This window comes from Burkholderia sp. MSMB1459WGS (assembly GCF_001534535.1).
Lineage (GTDB): Bacteria > Pseudomonadota > Gammaproteobacteria > Burkholderiales > Burkholderiaceae > Burkholderia.
The window spans coordinates 1-16,882 of record NZ_LPMU01000087.1 but is presented as its reverse complement, the minus strand read 5'-3'; the positions used below and the strand labels follow the sequence as shown (position 1 = coordinate 16,882).

At 68.2% G+C, this 16,882-nt stretch carries 14 protein-coding genes and 1 pseudogene; 6 read left to right on the top strand and 9 right to left on the bottom strand.

The window, feature by feature from the left end; translation table 11 throughout:
• Nucleotides 1–379: 379 nt before the first annotated feature.
• The 4 genes from WT97_RS31430 to argS all read right to left on the bottom strand — a co-directional run bounded on the left by WT97_RS31430 (nucleotide 380) and on the right by argS (nucleotide 4,670).
• Nucleotides 380–1,153 carry an SDR family oxidoreductase gene (locus tag WT97_RS31430; RefSeq protein WP_059506366.1) on the bottom strand — a complete coding sequence of 258 codons (774 nt, stop codon included), beginning with the start codon at nucleotides 1,151–1,153 and terminating at the stop codon, nucleotides 380–382.
• 19 nt (nucleotides 1,154–1,172) lie between these two features.
• Entirely contained in the window at nucleotides 1,173–1,811 is a 639-nt protein-coding gene (locus WT97_RS31425; RefSeq protein WP_034208512.1) for a thiol:disulfide interchange protein DsbA/DsbL, read from the bottom strand.
• A 69-nt stretch (nucleotides 1,812–1,880) separates the two neighbouring features.
• Nucleotides 1,881–2,768 carry an SPOR domain-containing protein gene (locus WT97_RS31420; RefSeq protein WP_059837331.1) on the bottom strand — a complete coding sequence of 296 codons (888 nt, stop codon included), beginning with the start codon at nucleotides 2,766–2,768 and terminating at the stop codon, nucleotides 1,881–1,883.
• A gap of 120 nt (nucleotides 2,769–2,888) precedes the next feature.
• Nucleotides 2,889–4,670: an arginine--tRNA ligase gene (gene argS, locus WT97_RS31415; RefSeq protein WP_059506362.1), complete on the bottom strand. Its 1,782-nt coding sequence runs from the start codon at nucleotides 4,668–4,670 to the stop codon at nucleotides 2,889–2,891.
• A gap of 200 nt (nucleotides 4,671–4,870) precedes the next feature.
• On the opposite strand from argS, the gene WT97_RS31410 reads away from it, so the two are divergent.
• Nucleotides 4,871–5,194, top strand: a complete 324-nt coding sequence (locus WT97_RS31410) for a DUF1840 domain-containing protein (protein ID WP_059506360.1) — start codon at nucleotides 4,871–4,873, stop codon at nucleotides 5,192–5,194.
• Nucleotides 5,195–5,305: 111 nt separating this feature from the next.
• On the opposite strand, the gene metH is transcribed toward WT97_RS31410, so the two are convergent.
• From metH to WT97_RS31385, 5 genes are all read right to left on the bottom strand, one after another.
• The gene (gene metH, locus WT97_RS31405) at nucleotides 5,306–8,023 is read right to left on the bottom strand and encodes a methionine synthase (protein WP_059506358.1); all 2,718 of its coding nucleotides are present in this window, start codon (nucleotides 8,021–8,023) and stop codon (nucleotides 5,306–5,308) included.
• A gap of 42 nt (nucleotides 8,024–8,065) precedes the next feature.
• Nucleotides 8,066–9,133 carry a homocysteine S-methyltransferase family protein gene (locus tag WT97_RS31400; protein ID WP_059793563.1) on the bottom strand — a complete coding sequence of 356 codons (1,068 nt, stop codon included), beginning with the start codon at nucleotides 9,131–9,133 and terminating at the stop codon, nucleotides 8,066–8,068.
• A 202-nt stretch (nucleotides 9,134–9,335) separates the two neighbouring features.
• Entirely contained in the window at nucleotides 9,336–9,593 is a 258-nt protein-coding gene (locus WT97_RS31395) for a DUF3567 domain-containing protein (protein ID WP_006477667.1), read from the bottom strand.
• Nucleotides 9,594–9,837: 244 nt separating this feature from the next.
• Entirely contained in the window at nucleotides 9,838–11,088 is a 1,251-nt protein-coding gene (locus WT97_RS31390; protein WP_060355121.1) for a DUF3108 domain-containing protein, read from the bottom strand.
• Nucleotides 11,089–11,201: 113 nt separating this feature from the next.
• Nucleotides 11,202–12,068 carry an IclR family transcriptional regulator gene (locus WT97_RS31385; RefSeq protein WP_059506354.1) on the bottom strand — a complete coding sequence of 289 codons (867 nt, stop codon included), beginning with the start codon at nucleotides 12,066–12,068 and terminating at the stop codon, nucleotides 11,202–11,204.
• A gap of 127 nt (nucleotides 12,069–12,195) precedes the next feature.
• On the opposite strand from WT97_RS31385, the gene WT97_RS31380 reads away from it, so the two are divergent.
• From WT97_RS31380 to WT97_RS33870, 5 genes and pseudogenes are all read left to right on the top strand, one after another.
• Entirely contained in the window at nucleotides 12,196–13,188 is a 993-nt protein-coding gene (locus WT97_RS31380; RefSeq protein ID WP_059506352.1) for a fumarylacetoacetate hydrolase family protein, read from the top strand.
• Nucleotides 13,189–13,321: 133 nt separating this feature from the next.
• Complete coding sequence (locus tag WT97_RS31375; RefSeq protein WP_006495425.1) at nucleotides 13,322–14,149, top strand: enoyl-CoA hydratase/isomerase family protein; 828 nt, start codon at nucleotides 13,322–13,324, stop codon at nucleotides 14,147–14,149.
• Between the two features lie 81 nt (nucleotides 14,150–14,230).
• Nucleotides 14,231–15,007, top strand: coding sequence for a PhaM family polyhydroxyalkanoate granule multifunctional regulatory protein (locus WT97_RS31370; protein ID WP_059793568.1), 777 nt, complete (start codon nucleotides 14,231–14,233; stop codon nucleotides 15,005–15,007).
• A gap of 24 nt (nucleotides 15,008–15,031) precedes the next feature.
• A complete protein-coding gene (locus WT97_RS31365; RefSeq protein ID WP_059793570.1) occupies nucleotides 15,032–16,258 on the top strand; it encodes a patatin-like phospholipase family protein in 1,227 nt (408 codons plus the stop codon).
• A 464-nt stretch (nucleotides 16,259–16,722) separates the two neighbouring features.
• Nucleotides 16,723–16,882: pseudogene (locus WT97_RS33870) on the top strand (ferritin-like domain-containing protein); the annotation flags it as partial.

The window sequence follows — 16,882 nt, the reverse complement described above, 5'->3', positions numbered from 1 at the left end:
CCCACGTGGCTCGTGTTTTTCGCTGGATGACGGAGGCGGGCGCGGCCCGAAAGCAGGCAGGGCCGGCGCGGCTGGCGAATAGCATACCGTCAAAGCGCGCGACGCGTGAAAAAAGGCGCCGGAACGCGGCGAATTGACCGAAAAACGGCTGCGTTCGCGACGGAACGGGTGTCGATGCAGCGAAAGGTGCGGCGGAAGCGGCGGGCGGGGCGAGGCGGCGGGCGGGGCGGGAGAGCGGGGCGGCGCAGAGGCGGGCCGGCGCGCCGAAGCATGCGGCGAACGCGGTGAAGATGCCGTGGAAGGTGTCGCAAACCGGCGCGTCGACGCGTCGGCGCGGCGAGACGGCCCGGCGTACATCGCACGCCGCTTCGGCGGATCGTCAGTGCGCGCCGGCCTTCGGCTTGCGCGGCGCCTTTTCGAACAGGCGATCGTACAGCCAGCGCGGCAGCACGTGCAGCACCTTCGCGACGACACCCATTTGCCACGGAATCACGCGGAATGCGTGCTGTCGGGCGATCGCGCGTGCGGCGCGCGCGGCGAAGCGGTCGGCGTCCATCAGGAACGGCATCCGGTACGGGTTGTGCGCGGTCATCGGCGTGCGAATGTAGCCGGGCGCGATCGTCACGACGCCGACGCCGGCCGGGCGCAGCTCGACGCGCAGCGCCTCGAGATACTTGATCGCGGCCGATTTCGACGCGCTGTACGCGCCGGAGCCGGGCAGTCCGCGCACGCCGGCGACGCTCGCGACGCCGACCAGCGTGCCGTGGCGCGCGGCCGTCATCGGGCCGACGAACGGCTCGAACGTCGCGACCATCCCGTAGTAGTTGATGTCCATCACGTCGCGGAACGCCGCGAGATCGCCCTGGCCGGTGACGGCGCCCTGGCTGATGCCCGCATTCGCGATCACGACGTCGGGGCAGCCGTGCGCGGCGATGAACGACGCGGCGGCCGTTGCGAGCGCATCGGCGTCGCGCACGTCGGCGGAATAGACGGAGACGGACAGCTTCGGGAAACGCCGCGCGAACGCATCGAGTGCATCGGTGCGTCGCGCGACGAGCGCGAGCGTGGCGCCCTGGCGGGCGTATTCCTCGGCCATCGCGAGGCCGAGGCCGCTCGACGCGCCGGTGATGAAGACCTTCAGCGGAGTAGTCATGCCGGCGCGCGGGCGGGGATCAGAGCTTCTTGTCCTGGACCTGCTTCACGAGGAAGTCGAGCACCTGCGCGGTACCCGGGATGCTGTTCGTGTAAGCGGGGCCCGTCTTGTACTTGCCCTGCACGACGACCGTCGGCACGCCGTCGATCGCGTAGTCCTTCAGCAGCTTGGCCGACTGGTTCACCTCGCCCTGCACGCTGAACGAGTTGTACGCGTCCATGAACTTCTTCTTGTCGACGCCCTGCGTGGCCAGGAAGTCGGCCTGCGCCTGCGGCGTCAGCAGGTAGTTCTTCTGCTTGTGGATCGCGTTGAAGATCGCCGGCGTGACCTTCTCGGAGATGCCGAGTGCAGACACCGCATAGAACAGCTTCGAGTGCGGGAGGAAATCGTCACGGAACGCGACCGGCACGCGCTTGAAGTCGATGTTGTTGCCCTGTTTCTTCACCCAGGCCTCGATCGTCGGCTCGAATTCGTAGCAGTGCGGGCAGCCGTACCAGAAGAACTCGATCACCTCGACCTTGCCGGCCGGCGCGGACACCGGCTGCGGCGACTTCATCACCTCGAAGTCCTTGCCGGACACCGGGGCGGCGGGCGTCGCCTGGGCCAGGCCGGCAGCCAGGCCGAGGGACAGAAGGAGCGTGCTAAGCAGTTTTTTCATGTTGTGGACGTCGAATCGGTTGCTCGGGTTACGAAACGTAACGGGTTCTGCGTGGGTGCGGCCGGCTGCTTACTGCTTCGTGAAGCGGATCACCGCCGTATCGACACCTGCATCGGACAGGCGCTGACGGGCCGAGTTCATATCCTCGAACTTCGAGAACGGGCCGACGCGCACGCGGAAATAGGTCACGCCGCTGACGTCGCGCTTCGACACCTTCGATTCGAAACCCTGGAAGCCGAGGCGCGCACGCTGCTGCTCGGCATCGCCTTCCGTCTTGTACGCACCGACCTGCAGGAAGTAGCCGGTGTTCGCGTCGTTCGCGGTCGGCGGCTTCGCTGCCGCCGCGGCCGTGGCCGACGACGTCGGCTTCGGCGTGTTCGCGGCCTGCTGCTGTTGCTGCTGCTTTTGCGCGGCGGCTTGCTGCGCCTGCTTCTGCGCGGCGAAGCGTGCGAGGTCGTCCTCGCCGCCTTGCTGCTGTTGCTGCGCCTGCTGCGTCTTCTTCGGCGGCGGCGTGGTGTCGGCCGGCTTCGGTGCGACGGCGACGCCGTTGCCCGACGACGGCGTGTTCGACGCGGTGTTGCTCGAGCCGGTGGCGCCGTTCGTGTTACCCGACGGCGGCACTTCGACGATCTGCGGCTCGGGCAGCAGGCCGCCCTGGGTCTGGTTCGCGGCCTGGCCGGGCGCGGTGTTCGGCGGTGCGGGCTGTGCGGCCTGCGGCACCGGCTGGCCGGGCGTCTTGCCCTGCAGCGCGCGGTTCGGGTCGAACTGCTGCGGCTGGCTCGCGCCGTTGTCGGCCGGCGGCGGCGCGACCTTCGACACGAACGGCGACGGCGAACGCGTGATGTAGAGTGCCACCACCACGGCGATCGCGAGGCCGACGATCAGGCCCAGCACGATTCCAAGAAATGTTCCTCCGGCTTGTTTCGATTGTTTCGAAGTGCGGCGTGGTTGTGCCATTGCTTGAGTCACCTGCAAAAAGAATCGTGAAAAGGCTGCGACGGGCATCCGGCGACGGGCATCCGGCGGCGGGCGCTGCCGCGGCCATTCGCGGCCCGGTTCGGGGCCGCGCTGACATCCTTACATCTTGACGGGCGCGGATACGCCGAGCACCGCCAGGCCGTTCTCGAGCACCTGCCGGGTCGCAGCAAGCAGCGCGGCGCGCGCGTTGCGCGGCGCTTCGTCGTCGACCAGCACGCGCTCCGCATTGTAGAACGAGTGGAATTCGCCAGCGAGATCGCGCAGGTAGAACGCGACCGCGTGCGGCGCGAGTTCGTTCGCCGCATGCGTGAGCATGTCCGGGTACTCGGCCAGCTTCTGCATCAGCGATGCCGCTTGCGCGCTGGTCAGCTGCGACAGGTCGGCGCCCGGCAGTTGCGCGACGTCGACGTTGTAGCGCGACTTCAGTTCGTTGAGCACCGAGCAGATCCGCGCGTGCGCGTACTGGACGTAATAGACCGGGTTCTCGTCGTTCTGTTTCAGCGCGAGGTCGATGTCGAATACGAACTCGGTATCGGCCTTGCGCGAGATCAGGAAGAAACGCACCGCGTCGCGGCCGCGCGTGATGGTCGCCTCGTCGATCAGGTCGGGCGCCGCTTCCTGGCCCGCCGCCGCGCCGCCCGACCATTCGATCAGGTCGCGCACCGTCACGTAGCTGCCCGCGCGCTTCGAGATCTTCACTTCCTGGCCGTCGCGCATCACGGTGACCATCTTGTGCAGCACGTAGTCGGGATAGCCCTTCGGGATCCCGATGTGCAGCCCCTGCAGGCCGGCGCGCACGCGCGCGATCGTGCCGTGGTGGTCCGAACCCTGGATGTTGATCACCTTCGTGAAGCCGCGCTCCCACTTCGTCACGTGATACGCGACGTCCGGCACGAAGTACGTGTACGTGCCGTCCGACTTGCGCATCACGCGATCCTTGTCGTCGCCTTCGTCGGTCGTGCGCAGCCACAGCGCGCCGTCCTGCTCGTAGGTCATGCCGGCCTTGATCAACGCGTCGACCGTCTTCTCGACGCGGCCTTCGCTGTACAGCGACGATTCGAGGTAGTACTGGTCGAACTTCACGCCGAACGCCTGCAGGTCCATGTCCTGCTCGCGACGCAGGTACGTGACCGCGAACTTGCGGATCGCGTCGAGATCCTCGACGTCGCCCGCGCCCTTGACCGGCTCGCCGTCCGATGCGGCGACCGTTTCGCCGTTCAGGTAGTCGCGCGCGATGTCGGCGATGTATTCGCCGTTGTACGCGGCTTCCGGCCAGCCCGCATCGCCCGGCTTCAGGCCGCGGGCACGCGCCTGCGTCGAGATCGCCAGGTTGCCGATCTGCACGCCCGCGTCGTTGTAGTAGAACTCGCGGTGCACCGCGTAGCCCTGGCTCGCGATCACGTTCGCGAGCACGTCGCCGAGCGCGGCCTGGCGGCCGTGGCCGACGTGCAGCGGGCCGGTCGGGTTGGCCGACACGAATTCGAGCAGCACCTGCTTGCCTTTCTCGCGATCCGACGTGCCGAACGCGCGGCCCTGGTCGAACACGGCGGCGATCACCGCCTGCTTCGCGGCGGCCGACAGGCGCAGGTTGATGAAGCCGGGGCCGGCAATCTCGGCGGCTTCGACGAGGCCTTGCGCGGCCGGCTGCGCGGTGAGGGCGGCGACGATCTGTTCGGCGAGCTGGCGCGGGTTCGTGCCGAGCGGCTTCGCGAGCTGCATCGCGACGTTGCACGCGACGTCGCCGTGCGCGGCGACCTTCGGGCGCTCCAGCGTGATGGCCGGGGCGACGAATGCCGCGTCGGCGCCTTTCAGCGCGTGTGCGACCTGCTTGACGCTATCCGCGAGCAGGGCTTCGAGGGTCTGTTTGTGTGCTGGCAGCATGCTGGTAGAAGGCTTCGTTGGTGGCGGCCGGAAACGCCGGGCCGCCGGCGCGCTTTTTAAGCGCGCGTTTCAGGGATCGCAGAATTTTAACAGGTGCTAATATGCCGCTCAGGCGGCCCGCGTCCGCGAGGCCGGACGCCGGTCTGGCGGCGTTCCCCAACCGCGCCGCGCAGGCACAACAAGATGAAAAGGGAATTGTCATGATTACGTTCAAGAGCAAGGCGGCACAGGATCTCGACGTGCTGAAGGATTTCGCCGTGTATGTGCTGGGTCTCGTCGGCAAGCAGCTGGGCGAGCGCGGTGTGATCACGCACGACGAACTGGACCACGCGATCGCCAAGCTGGAAGGCGCGGTCGCGCAGGCGAAGCAGGAGCGTGCCGAGCACGCCGGCCATTTCCACGAGGACGAAGCCGACCACGCGCACCACGAAGTGCCGCCGAGCCTGGCCCAGCGCGTCGCGCCGTTCCTGGCGATGCTGCGCGAGGCGAAGGCCGGCGAGGCCGACGTGCACTGGGGCTTCTGAGCTTCCTTGCTTGGCGGGTCGACAGGTTCGCCAGACACGAAAAAGCCCGCTTTCGAGCGGGCTTTTTCTTTTGTCTGATCAAAGGGAGGCCGAGCCTCCCGTTTGCATCGATCAGAGCTGCGGCGCGAGCGCGCGGCGCGCGTCGTCGAGCGACAGCGCCATGCGCTGCGCGTAGTCCTCGAGCTGATCCTGCCCGATTTTGCCGACCGAGAAATAGCGGCTGTCCGGATGCGCGAGGTAGAAGCCCGACACGCTCGCCGCCGGCAGCATCGCCAGCGAATCCGTCACGCTCATGCCGATCTCGTCCGCGTGCAGCACGTCGAACATGTCGCGCTTCACGAGGTGATCGGGGCAGGCCGGGTAGCCGGGCGCCGGGCGGATGCCCGCGTACTTCTCGGCGATCAGCGCGTCGTTGTCGAGCGTCTCGCCGCTTGCGTAACCCCACAGCTCGCGCCGCACGCGTGCGTGCATCGCTTCCGCGAACGCTTCTGCGAAACGGTCGGCGAGCGCCTTCAGCATGATCGCGCTGTAATCGTCGTGGTCGGCTTCGAACTGCTTTTCCTTCGCGTCGACGCCGAGGCCGGCCGTCACCGCGAACATCCCGATGTAGTCGGCGACGCCCGATTCCTTCGGCGCGATGAAATCGGCGAGCGAGCGGTTCGGCCGCATCACGCCGTCGACCACCGGGCGCACGCTCTGCTGGCGCAGGTTGCGCCACGTGAGCAGCACTTCCGAGCGCGACTCGTCGCTGTAGATCTCGATGTCGTCGTCGTTCACCGTGTTCGCCGGCAACAGCGCGATCACGCCGTTCGCGGTCAGCCAGCGGCCCTGGATCAGGCGCGCGAGCATCGACTTCGCGTCCGAAAACACGCGCCGGGCCGATTCGCCGACGATTTCGTCGTTCAGGATCGCCGGGTACGGCCCCGCGAGGTCCCAGGTCTGGAAGAACGGGCCCCAGTCGATGTAGTTCGCGAGCTCGTTCAGGTCGTAATTCCTGAACACGCGGCGGCCGATGAACTTCGGCTTCACCGGCTGGTAGCCGGCCCAGTCGACCTTGGTCTTGTTCGCGCGCGCCTGCTCGAGCGTGACCATCGGCTGCGCTTTGCGATTCGCGTGCTGGTCGCGGATGCGTTCGTAGTCGGACTTCAGCTCGTCGAGGTACTTCGCGGCGCCTTCGTCGGACAGCAGGTTCGACGCGACCGACACCGAGCGCGACGCATCCGGCACGTAGACGACCGGGCCTTCGTAGTGCGGCGCGATCTTCACGGCCGTGTGCACGCGCGACGTCGTGGCGCCGCCGATCAGGAGCGGGATCTTCTTCACGCGGAAGTAGTCGTCGCGCTGCATTTCGGACGCGACGTACGCCATTTCCTCGAGGCTCGGCGTGATGAGGCCCGACAGCCCGATGATGTCCGCGCCTTCGACCTTCGCCTTCGCGAGGATCTCGTTGCACGGGACCATCACGCCCATGTTGACCACTTCGAAGTTGTTGCACTGGAGCACGACCGACACGATGTTCTTGCCGATGTCGTGCACGTCGCCCTTCACGGTCGCGATGACGATCTTGCCCTTCGCGCGCACGTCGCCGCCGGCTTCCGCGAGCAGGCGCTTTTCTTCCTCGATGAACGGGATCAGGTGGGCGACCGCCTGCTTCATCACGCGCGCCGACTTCACGACCTGCGGCAGGAACATCTTGCCCTGGCCGAACAGGTCGCCGACGACGTTCATCCCGTCCATCAGCGGCCCTTCGATCACGTTGATCGGGCGACCGCCGGCGGCGGCGATCTTCGCGCGCGCTTCTTCGGTGTCCTCGACGATGAAGTTCGTGATCCCGTGCACGAGCGCATGCGCGAGCCGTTTCTCGACCGGCTGGTTGCGCCATTCGAGGTTTTCTTCCTTCTTCGCGGCGCCGGTCTTGAACTTGTCGGCGATCTCGAGCAGGCGGTCGGTCGAATCCGGCCGGCGGTTCAGGATCACGTCCTCGACGCGCTCGCGCAGTTCGGGATCGAGATCCGCGTACACGCCGAGCTGGCCGGCGTTCACGATCCCCATGTCCATCCCCGCCTGGATCGCGTGATACAGGAACACGGTGTGGATCGCCTCGCGCACCGGGTCGTTGCCGCGGAACGAGAACGACACGTTCGACACGCCGCCGCTCACCTTCGCGTACGGCAGGTTCTGCTTGATCCAGCGGGTCGCCTCGATGAAGTCGACCGCGTAGTTGTTGTGCTCGTCGATGCCGGTCGCGACCGCGAAGATGTTCGGGTCGAAGATGATGTCTTCCGGCGGGAAGCCGACTTCGTTCACGAGGAAGTCGTACGAGCGCTTGCAGATCTCGGTCTTGCGTTCGTAGGTGTCGGCCTGGCCGGTTTCGTCGAATGCCATCACGACCGCGGCCGCGCCGTAGCGGCGGATCAGGTTCGCGTGGTGGCGGAACGCATCCTCGCCTTCCTTCAGCGAGATCGAGTTCACGATCGCCTTGCCCTGCACGCACTTGAGGCCGGCTTCGATCACGTCCCACTTCGACGAGTCGATCATGATCGGCACGCGTGCGATGTCGGGCTCCGACGCGATCAGGTTCAGGAAGCGCACCATCGCCGCCTTCGAATCGAGCATCGCCTCGTCCATGTTGACGTCGATCACCTGCGCGCCGTTCTCGACCTGCTGGCGCGCGACGGCGAGCGCCTCGTCGAACTGGCCGTTGAGGATCATCCGTGCGAACGCCTTCGAGCCGGTGACGTTGGTGCGTTCGCCGACGTTGATGAAGAGCGTCCCGGGCGTGACGTTGAACGGCTCGAGGCCGGCAAGGCGCATCATGTGATCGGTCATGGCGGTGCGGATTCTGGTGATGAAGGACGTGGGGCGGTCGGGTCAGGCGTTGTCGCTGTACTGGTTCGGCCAGCGGCGCGGCTTCACGCCGGCGAGCGCCTTCGCGATCTCGGCGATGTGCTCGGGCGTCGTGCCGCAGCAGCCGCCCGCGAGGTTCACGAGCCCGGCCTGCGCGAATTCCTTCAGCAGGCCCGACGTGACGTCGGGGGTTTCGTCGAAACCGGTGTCGCTCATCGGGTTCGGCAGGCCCGCGTTCGGGTAGCACGACACGTAGGTGTCGCACAGCTTCGCGAGCTCGGCGATGTACGGGCGCATCAGCGCCGCGCCGAGCGCGCAGTTCAGGCCGAACGTGAGCGGCTTCGCGTGACGCAGCGAATTCCAGAATGCTTCTACCGTCTGGCCCGACAGGATTCGGCCGGACGCATCGGTGACGGTGCCCGAGATCATGATCGGCAGGCGCTCGCCGGTGTCTTCGAACAGCTCGTCGAGCGCGAACAGCGCGGCCTTGGCGTTCAGCGTGTCGAAGATCGTCTCGACGAGGAACAGGTCGACGCCGCCGTCGAGCAGCGCCTTCGCCTGCTGGTAGTACGACGTGCGCAGTTCGTCGAACGTGACGTTGCGCGCGCCCGGATCGTTGACGTCCGGCGAGATGCTGGCCGTCTTCGGCGTCGGCCCGATCGCGCCGGCGACGAAGCGCGGCTTGTCCGGCGTCGCGTATTTCGCGGCCGATTCGCGTGCGAGCTTCGCGGATTCGACGTTCATCTCGACGACGAGCTCTTCCATCCCGTAGTCGGCCTGCGCGACGGTCGTCGCGCCGAACGTGTTGGTTTCGACGATGTCGGCGCCGGCCGCGAAGTACTGGTCGTGGATCTCGCGAATGATCTGCGGCTGCGTGAGCGACAGCAGCTCGTTGTTGCCCTTGATGTCGCGGGGGAAATCCTTGAAGCGCTCGCCGCGATACGCGGCCTCGTCGAGCTTGTAGCGCTGGATCATCGTGCCCATCGCGCCGTCGAGGATCAGGATGCGCGATTTCAGCAGCGCGGGCAGGGCGGCGCCGCGCGTATAGGGCGCGTCGAGCGGGACGGAAGCGGCGAGAGGAGTCGCAGACATGGGCGGAAGACCGGCGAAGACGGAAAACCGTCATTGTAGCCGGTGCGTCAAGGGGGTGCCGACCCTTGCCGCGCCGGCCGGACGGCCCGTCAAATGAAAGCCCCCGCCGGCGAACCGGACGGGGGCAGGATCGGAGTGCACGCGGCGCCGCGTCGGTGCGCGGCGAATGGCCCGGCCGCGCGACGCGCCGGGCCGCGAGTCGTCAGTGCAGCACGACGGGCATCATCATCAGGCTGTCGAATTGTCCGAGGAATTCGTCGACTTCGTCGAGCGACGGTTCATCCTCGATCAGCTGCTTCACGTGCGCGCGGAATCGCTCGGCAAGTTCGCCGTCGATGAAGATTTCGCGCTGCGCGTTCTTGTCGACGATTTCGTATCCGCCGGCATTCATCAGGTGATGGCCGGCCTGCGGCGCAAATTCGACGACGCAGTAGTTGGGGCTGTTGTAGATCATTTGCATGGCGGCACTCCTCTTCGCAGTGGCATCTGGCCTTGTTGTCCCCTAGGTGGGGCGAGCCTTGCCGGTTTCAAGGGGCTTGCGCTGCACACCCCGTTCTCCCGTTTGCGTGGGGTGTATCGGTTAGAAGCCGATGTCTATCAAACGTTTCTCATTGTGAGCCGGTGGACTGAAATAGTTGTTAAAGAGTGTCATCGGCCATTTTTCGGAAATCTGTAGTCGGTCGAAATTGCCGATTCGTGCGCGTTCACTGTGTGACAGCCGATGAGGCAGGCGGTTGCATCGTCGCGGGCGGTGCAGTTTGCGCGGGCGGCGCGGCCGATGCATCGGCGGCCGGTGCGGCGGCGGGCGCGTTCGTTGCGCCGCTTGGCGGTGCGGTATCGGCAGGCACGTTCGGTGCGGCGAGGCGGCCGTGCCACAGCAGCTCGATCTGCGCACCGTTCGGCTCGCTCTGCACGAGCCGCGCGGGCAGCCAGCCGAGCGACGGCGCGAGCCACATGTCGATGCGGCGCGTGTCGCCGGCGCGGCGCGGCAAGCGCATGAAGTGCCGCGCGGCGATGATGCCGGCCTGTGTCTGCACCTGTTCGTCGCCGATCACGGTGATCGGCCAGGTCTCGCCGCTGTTGTTGTCGATCACGAAGAATTGCTGCGTGACGCCCGGTTTGTAGGCGGCGGGATTGCCGCGCACGAGCCCCGACAACTGCATCAGCATGCTGAAGCGGTCCTGCACGCCGTCGGGCAGCGGCGCGTTGTTCGGCGTGCGCGTGAACACGACCTGCCGGATCTCGCGGTTGAAGATCGCGATGTCTTCCGGCCGCTTGCCGCGCTTCTCGACGTAACGGTCGGGCGCGACGCCGAATGCGTCGATGCGGCCTTCGCTGCGATAGGCGAACGGGCCGACGAACGGCACGGGCATCGATACCGACAGGTCGTAGGTGTGCCCGTCGGTGCGCCAGTGGATCGTGCCGATCATGTTCTGCATGCCGTTGTAGAACGTGTCGTACTGCAGGTCGCCGGACGGCGGTACGGCGAACTTCACGCCGCTCGTCGCGGGGCCCGGTGTCGCGGCGCCGGCGCTGGCGCTGGCGGACGAGGCGGCGTGTGCGCCCGCGGCGCCCGGCGTACCGCTTGCCGCGGATGCGGCGGCAGCCGGCGGTTCGCCGTGCTCGGCCGTCTGCGTCGACGTGAGGACCGGCTCCTGCGACGGCGCGGGTTTCGGCGGGGCCGCCTGCGGCGCGGCGGCCTTGGGCGCGGCCGGGCGTTCGACCGGCTTCGGCTCCGGCGGCTCCGGCCGGCGCTCGATCGGCTGCGGTTTCAGCAATTCGATCTGCACGGGGATGTCGGCGGGCGGCGGCGGCGTGAACGATTCGCGGTTGCGCATCAGCCAGAACCCGGCGAGCGCATGCAGCGCCAGCACGGCGACGAGCGCGACGGCCACGCGCGGCCAGCGGCGGGGCAGGGCGTGACTCGGGCGAAGGTCGGCAGGCTGCATGGGCATCGGAACGGGATCGGGGCGCTTGCTTGACGTCGGGCGCGCGGCGCGCGCCACAGGAATCGGACCGTCGGATGCGCCGCGCGTTCGCGATGCGTGACGTGGCGTGAACCGATGCGTCAGGCGTCGCGTGCGTCGGGACTATAGCCGAGTTCGTAAGACAGTTTCCGTGCGCAGGCGCGCAGCGCGGTGTCGATCTCGCCGCCCCACGCGATGTCGAACGAGCCTTCCTGGCCGAGCGCGACGATTGCGAGCGCGAGTTCGCCGACCGCGTCGAACACCGGCATGCAGAACGCATGGATCGTCGGCAGCAGCATCCCTTCGACGCGCGCGGCCTGGTGCGCGCGCACGTCGGCGAGCACCGCATCGACTTCGTCGAGCGTGCGCGGGCCGCCGTGGTGCGGCGAGCGGCGCGTATCGGCGAGTTCGCGCTCGAGCATCGCGGCGGTCTTGCTGCGCGGCAGGTACGCGGCGAACAGCAGCCCCGTCGCGGAGCCGAGCAGCGGCATCACGTCGCCGAGCTTCAGCGACGCCTTCGCCGGATGGCTCGATTCCATCCAGTGCACGATCGTCGGCCCCTGGTTGCCCCATACCGCGATGCCGACCGTCTGGTCGAGACGGTCGCGGAATTCGGTCAGCGCGATCCGCGCGAGCTTCACGCCGTCGACGCGCGCGAGCCGCGCGAGGCCCATCTGCAACGCGAAGCCGCCCAGCTCGTAGCGGCCCGAGACGGGATCCTGCGACACGACGCCGAGCCGCGAGAAGCTGACCAGATAGCGGTGCGCCTTCGCCGGGCTCATGCCCGCGCGCTGCGCGAGATCGCGCAGCATCATCGCGCGCGGCTCGCTCGTCAGCACGTCGAGCAGGCGGAAGCCGACCTCGATCGACTGGATGCCGGAACGGACCTTCTCGCCGTGCTCGCCGGAGGCGGCGTCGTCGGTATCGGAGTCGGCGAGATCGTCGTCGGGAAGCGGGCTGGCGGGCATGGGCAACGGGTGCGCGAAAATGCGACAGGAAACGGGGCGAAAACGGCGTGCGCCATCATGGCGCGCCGCATGGATTCACCATCGTAAAATAGATTCCCTCCATCGTCACTAAAACGGCCAATCCCCTATGAAACTTGCTTCGCTGAAGGACGGCACGCGCGACGGCCAGCTGATCGTCGTGTCGCGCGACCTGCACACCGCGGCGATTGCCGATGCGATCGCGCCGACGCTGCAGCGCGTCCTCGACGACTGGGCGTTCTATGCGCCGCAACTGCGCGACCTGTACGACGCGCTGAACCACGGCCGCGCGCGCAACGCGTTCGCGTTCGATCCGGCCAACTGCATGGCGCCGCTGCCGCGCGCGTTCCAGTGGGCCGACGGCTCCGCGTACGTGAACCACGTCGAGCTGGTACGCCGCGCGCGCGGTGCCGAGATGCCGCCCGAGTTCTGGACCGATCCGCTGATGTACCAGGGCGGCAGCGACGATTTCCTGGGGCCGCGCGACGACGTCGTGTGCCCGTCCGAGGAATGGGGCATCGATTTCGAGGCGGAAGTCGCGGTGATCACCGGCGACGTGCCGATGAGCGCGTCGCCCGACGACGCGCTGAAGGCCGTGCGGCTCGTCACGCTCGCGAACGACGTGTCGCTGCGCAACCTGATTCCGGCCGAACTCGCGAAGGGCTTCGGCTTCTTCCAGAGCAAGCCGGCCACCGCGTTCGCGCCGGTCGCCGTCACGCCCGACGAGCTCGGCGACGAGTGGCGCGCCGGCCGCGTGCACCGCCCGATGATTGTCCACTGGAACGGCAAGAAGGTCGGCCAGCCCGACGCCGGCACCGACATGGTGTTCCACTTCGGCCAGCTGATCGCGCACGCGGCGAAAACGCGCAACCTGCGTGCCGGCTCGATCGTCGGCTCCGGGACGGTATCGAACAAGGACGCGAAGCGCGGCTACTGCTGCATCGCCGAGAAGCGCTGCCTCGAGACGATCGAGCACGGCGCGCCGCAGACCGAATTCATGCGCTACGGCGATACCGTGCGCATCGAGATGTTCGACGCGGCCGGCAAGTCGATCTTCGGCGCGATCGAGCAGTCGGTCGCCCCGCCCGACGGCGCGGCATAAGCCGCGCGGCGCACGCCACGCAGCGGCGAAACCCGGCTTCGGCCCGCGCGCCGGGTTTCGCCCGAATGTTTGACCGCGCGGGCTTGGCTACACTCGATTCAAGCGTTCGAGCACGTCGAACAAGGAGCAGCAGATGGCCGATCTTGCCGCGTACGGCGGTTACGAAGCACTGAAGGTGACGCGCCGCGACCATGGCGTGCTCGACATCGTGATGAGCGGCGAGGGCGCGAACCGCAGCGGCCTCGCGACCGCGAACGCACGCATGCATCGCGAGCTCGCCGACATCTGGCGCGACGTCGATCGCGATCCCGACACGCGCGTCGCGGTGATCCGCGGCGAAGGCAAGGGCTTTTCGGCGGGCGGCGATCTCGCGCTCGTCGAGGACATGGCGAACGATTTCGACGTGCGCGCCCGCGTATGGCGGGAGGCGCGCGACCTCGTCTACAACGTGATCAACTGCAGCAAGCCGATCGTGTCGGCGATGCATGGCCCGGCCGTCGGCGCGGGGCTCGTCGCCGGGCTGCTGGCCGACATCTCGATCGCCGCGAAGGACGCGCGCATCATCGACGGCCACACGCGGCTCGGCGTCGCGGCCGGCGACCACGCGGCGATCGTGTGGCCGCTGCTGTGCGGGATGGCGAAGGCGAAGTACTACCTGATGCTGTGCGAGCCCGTGAGCGGCGAGGAGGCCGAGCGGATCGGGCTGGTCTCGCTCGCGGTCGAGCCGGCCGACCTGCTGCCGAAGGCGTACGAAGTGGCCGAGCGGCTCGCGCACGGGTCGCAGTCGGCGATCCGCTGGACCAAGTACGCGCTGAACAACTGGCTGCGCACCGCCGGGCCGACCTTCGATACGTCGCTCGCGCTCGAATTCATGGGTTTTTCGGGGCCCGACGTGCAGGAAGGCATCCGTTCGCTGCGCGAGCGGCGCCCGCCCGCGTTTCCCGGCGACGCGCCGTTCTGACGTGCGCGCTATGATCGAACCACGCGCGGCTGCGCGACGCACGGCGGCCGCCTCGCTCCCCCAGTCAACCAGGATGCCCGTATGACGACCGATGCCTCCGGCGCCAACCCTTTCGCCGGTTTTGCCGGGTTCCAGCCCGCCGACATGATGGACCGGATGTGGGACATGATCCGGATGTCGCCGTTCGGCGGGATGGCGCCGTTTCCGGGCGCCGCGCACGGGCTGCCGCCGTCGCTGTCGAGCATGTCCGACATGATGTCGCCGCTCACGAACGTCGAGGAGCTCGACAAGCGGATCACCGACCTGCGTGCGGTCGAGCAGTGGCTCAAGCTCAATCTCGGGATGCTGCAGTCGGCGATCCAGGCGCTCGAGGTGCAGCGCGCGACGCTCGCGACGCTGCGCGCGTTCGGTGCGTTCGCGCAAAGCTCGATGTCGGCGGCCGAGGAAGCGGCTGTGGCCGCCGCGCAGGCCGCGAAAACCGCGTCCGCGGGCGAGGCCGCGCCCGCGCCCGACCCTGCGGCATCGGCCGCCGCAGCATCGGCCGCCGCAGCGTCCGCCCCGGATGCGCCGGCGGGCGACCCCGCGCAGCAGCCGTTCGACCCGGCCGGCTGGTGGAATCTGCTGCAAACGCAATTCAACCAGCTCGCGAGCCTCGCGATGGCGCAGCCGGGCATGCAGCCTGCCGCGCCGGGCGCCGCGCCGCCGCAGGCCGCTGCCGCGCCGGAACCGGCCGCGAAGCCGGCCGCGGCTGCGCCGCGCAAGCCCGCCGCGAAGCGTGCGAAGCCGTCCGGTTCGGCCGCGGCCCGCGCGGCGGCCGCTTCGTCGCCCGAAACGCGTCCGCCGAAGCGCTCGACGTGATGCGGCGCAGGTAGCAGGGCGATCATGCGACTCGCGCTCGTTCTGATGGGAGGCGGCGCGCGCGCCGCATACCAGGTCGGCGTGCTCAAGGCGCTGGCCGAGATCGCGCGCGAGGCCGATCCGCGGCGGCACACGCTGCCGTTCGCGGTCGTGTGCGGCTCGTCGGCCGGCGCGATCAACGCGACGTCGATCGCGAGCCACGCGGACGACTTTTCCCATGGCGTGCGGCGCCTGCTCGAATTCTGGGAGCCGCTGCGCGCCGAATACGTGTACCGCACCGACTGGCTCGGCATCGCGGCCGCCGGCGCGCGCTGGCTCGCGACGATGACGTTCGGCTGGGCGGCTCGCCGCTCGCCGCGCGGGCTGCTCGACAACACGCCGCTCGCGCACCTGCTGCAGCGCGAGCTGAGCTTTCACCGGATCGAGCAGATGCTCGAGGCGCGCCTGCTGCACGCGCTCGCGATCACCGCGCTCAGCTATTCGAGCGGCCGGCATCTCACGTTCTACCAGGCCGCCGAGCCGATCCAGGCGTGGCGGCGCGCGCAACGCACCGCGCGGCTCGTCGACCTGTCGGCGTCGCACCTGCTCGCGTCGTCGGCCATTCCGTTCGTGTTTCCGGCCGTGCCGCTCGTGCTCGACGGGCAGATCGAGTACTTCGGCGACGGCTCGATCCGGCAGATCGCGCCGCTGTCGCCGGCGATCCACTTCGGCGCGCACCGGATCGTCGTCATCGGCGCGGCCGATCCGCGGCCCGAGATTCCGGCCGCGAACGGCGCGGGCCGGGCACGCGGCTACCCGACGCTCGCGCAGATCGGCCAGCAGGTGCTCGCGAGCGTGTTCCTCGACTCGATTGGCTCGGACATCGAACGGATCGAGCACATCAACCGGATGATCGAGCACCTGCCGCACCAGGTCGAAGTCGACAGCGGCTGGCGGCACGTCGACGTGCTCGCGATCGCGCCGTCCGAGCGCATCGAGCTGATTGCCGCGAAGCACCTGAAGCAGATGCCGGCGACGATGCGCGGGCTGCTCGGCGCGATCGGCGGCAGCCAGCCGGCCGGCGCGTCGTTCGCCAGCTACCTGCTGTTCGAGGAGGCGTTCACGCGCGAGCTGATCGAGCTCGGCTACCGCGATGGCCGGGCGCAGCGGGAGACGCTCGCCGACTGGATCGCGCACGCGGACGGCAGCAGCGCGCCGGCGGCCGGCACGCCGCCGGAAGACGGCCTCGCGACCGGCGAAATGCGGGTCTGACACGCGCAGGCGCACTGTAAGGTTGTGTTTTCGCGACGGTGGGCCGCGACCGATCGCCGCAGCTTGGATCGCGGCACGCGACCGGGCCGGCGTCTCGGAACCGTCATGCACGCGTGCTATCATGGCCGCCGCCGTATATACCATATCGAGCAGCCCGCCGATTCGGCATCCGCACGGGACCTTTCGGGGAACCCGCGTGGGGCAGGGGACGGGTGCGCCATCGAGCCGGCCAGCGCCGGCCCCCACTCAGGCATGCGCGTCCGGCCCCGTCCGAATTGAGCGGGGTGGCGGCATGCTCCATGGCGGCAACGCGGCCGCCTGGCCGCCGGACAAGGAATCGGCGTCCGGCGGGCCGGTTTCCCGCGTAAAATTACAGTCTTGGCTGCAAAAAGCGCGTGGCGCGCTTGCGCGGCAACAGTCACGTTTAGAGAAGTCGCATTGCGCAGAACAGGGGTGGGACCATCATGAACACCATGCTTTATCCGGAACTTTACAGGTCGCTCGAAGCCGTCCGTTGGGACATGGAGAAGGACATTCCGTGGGACAAGTTCGACGCTTCGCTGCTCACCGACGAGCAGGCGAAGACGATCAAGATGAACGCGATCACCGAATGGTCGGCGCTGC

Bases quoted from the DNA above. Each gene is read 5' to 3' on its own strand.
- WT97_RS31430 (WP_059506366.1), bottom strand. From the start codon at position 1,153: ATGACTACTCCGCTGAAGGTCTTCATCACCGGCGCGTCGAGCGGCCTC.
- WT97_RS31425 (WP_034208512.1), bottom strand. From the start codon at position 1,811: ATGAAAAAACTGCTTAGCACGCTCCTTCTGTCCCTCGGCCTGGCTGCC.
- WT97_RS31420 (WP_059837331.1), bottom strand. From the start codon at position 2,768: ATGGCACAACCACGCCGCACTTCGAAACAATCGAAACAAGCCGGAGGA.
- argS (WP_059506362.1), bottom strand. From the start codon at position 4,670: ATGCTGCCAGCACACAAACAGACCCTCGAAGCCCTGCTCGCGGATAGC.
- WT97_RS31410 (WP_059506360.1), top strand. From the start codon at position 4,871: ATGATTACGTTCAAGAGCAAGGCGGCACAGGATCTCGACGTGCTGAAG.
- metH (WP_059506358.1), bottom strand. From the start codon at position 8,023: ATGACCGATCACATGATGCGCCTTGCCGGCCTCGAGCCGTTCAACGTC.
- WT97_RS31400 (WP_059793563.1), bottom strand. From the start codon at position 9,133: ATGTCTGCGACTCCTCTCGCCGCTTCCGTCCCGCTCGACGCGCCCTAT.
- WT97_RS31395 (WP_006477667.1), bottom strand. From the start codon at position 9,593: ATGCAAATGATCTACAACAGCCCCAACTACTGCGTCGTCGAATTTGCG.
- WT97_RS31390 (WP_060355121.1), bottom strand. From the start codon at position 11,088: ATGCCCATGCAGCCTGCCGACCTTCGCCCGAGTCACGCCCTGCCCCGC.
- WT97_RS31385 (WP_059506354.1), bottom strand. From the start codon at position 12,068: ATGCCCGCCAGCCCGCTTCCCGACGACGATCTCGCCGACTCCGATACC.
- WT97_RS31380 (WP_059506352.1), top strand. From the start codon at position 12,196: ATGAAACTTGCTTCGCTGAAGGACGGCACGCGCGACGGCCAGCTGATC.
- WT97_RS31375 (WP_006495425.1), top strand. From the start codon at position 13,322: ATGGCCGATCTTGCCGCGTACGGCGGTTACGAAGCACTGAAGGTGACG.
- WT97_RS31370 (WP_059793568.1), top strand. From the start codon at position 14,231: ATGACGACCGATGCCTCCGGCGCCAACCCTTTCGCCGGTTTTGCCGGG.
- WT97_RS31365 (WP_059793570.1), top strand. From the start codon at position 15,032: ATGCGACTCGCGCTCGTTCTGATGGGAGGCGGCGCGCGCGCCGCATAC.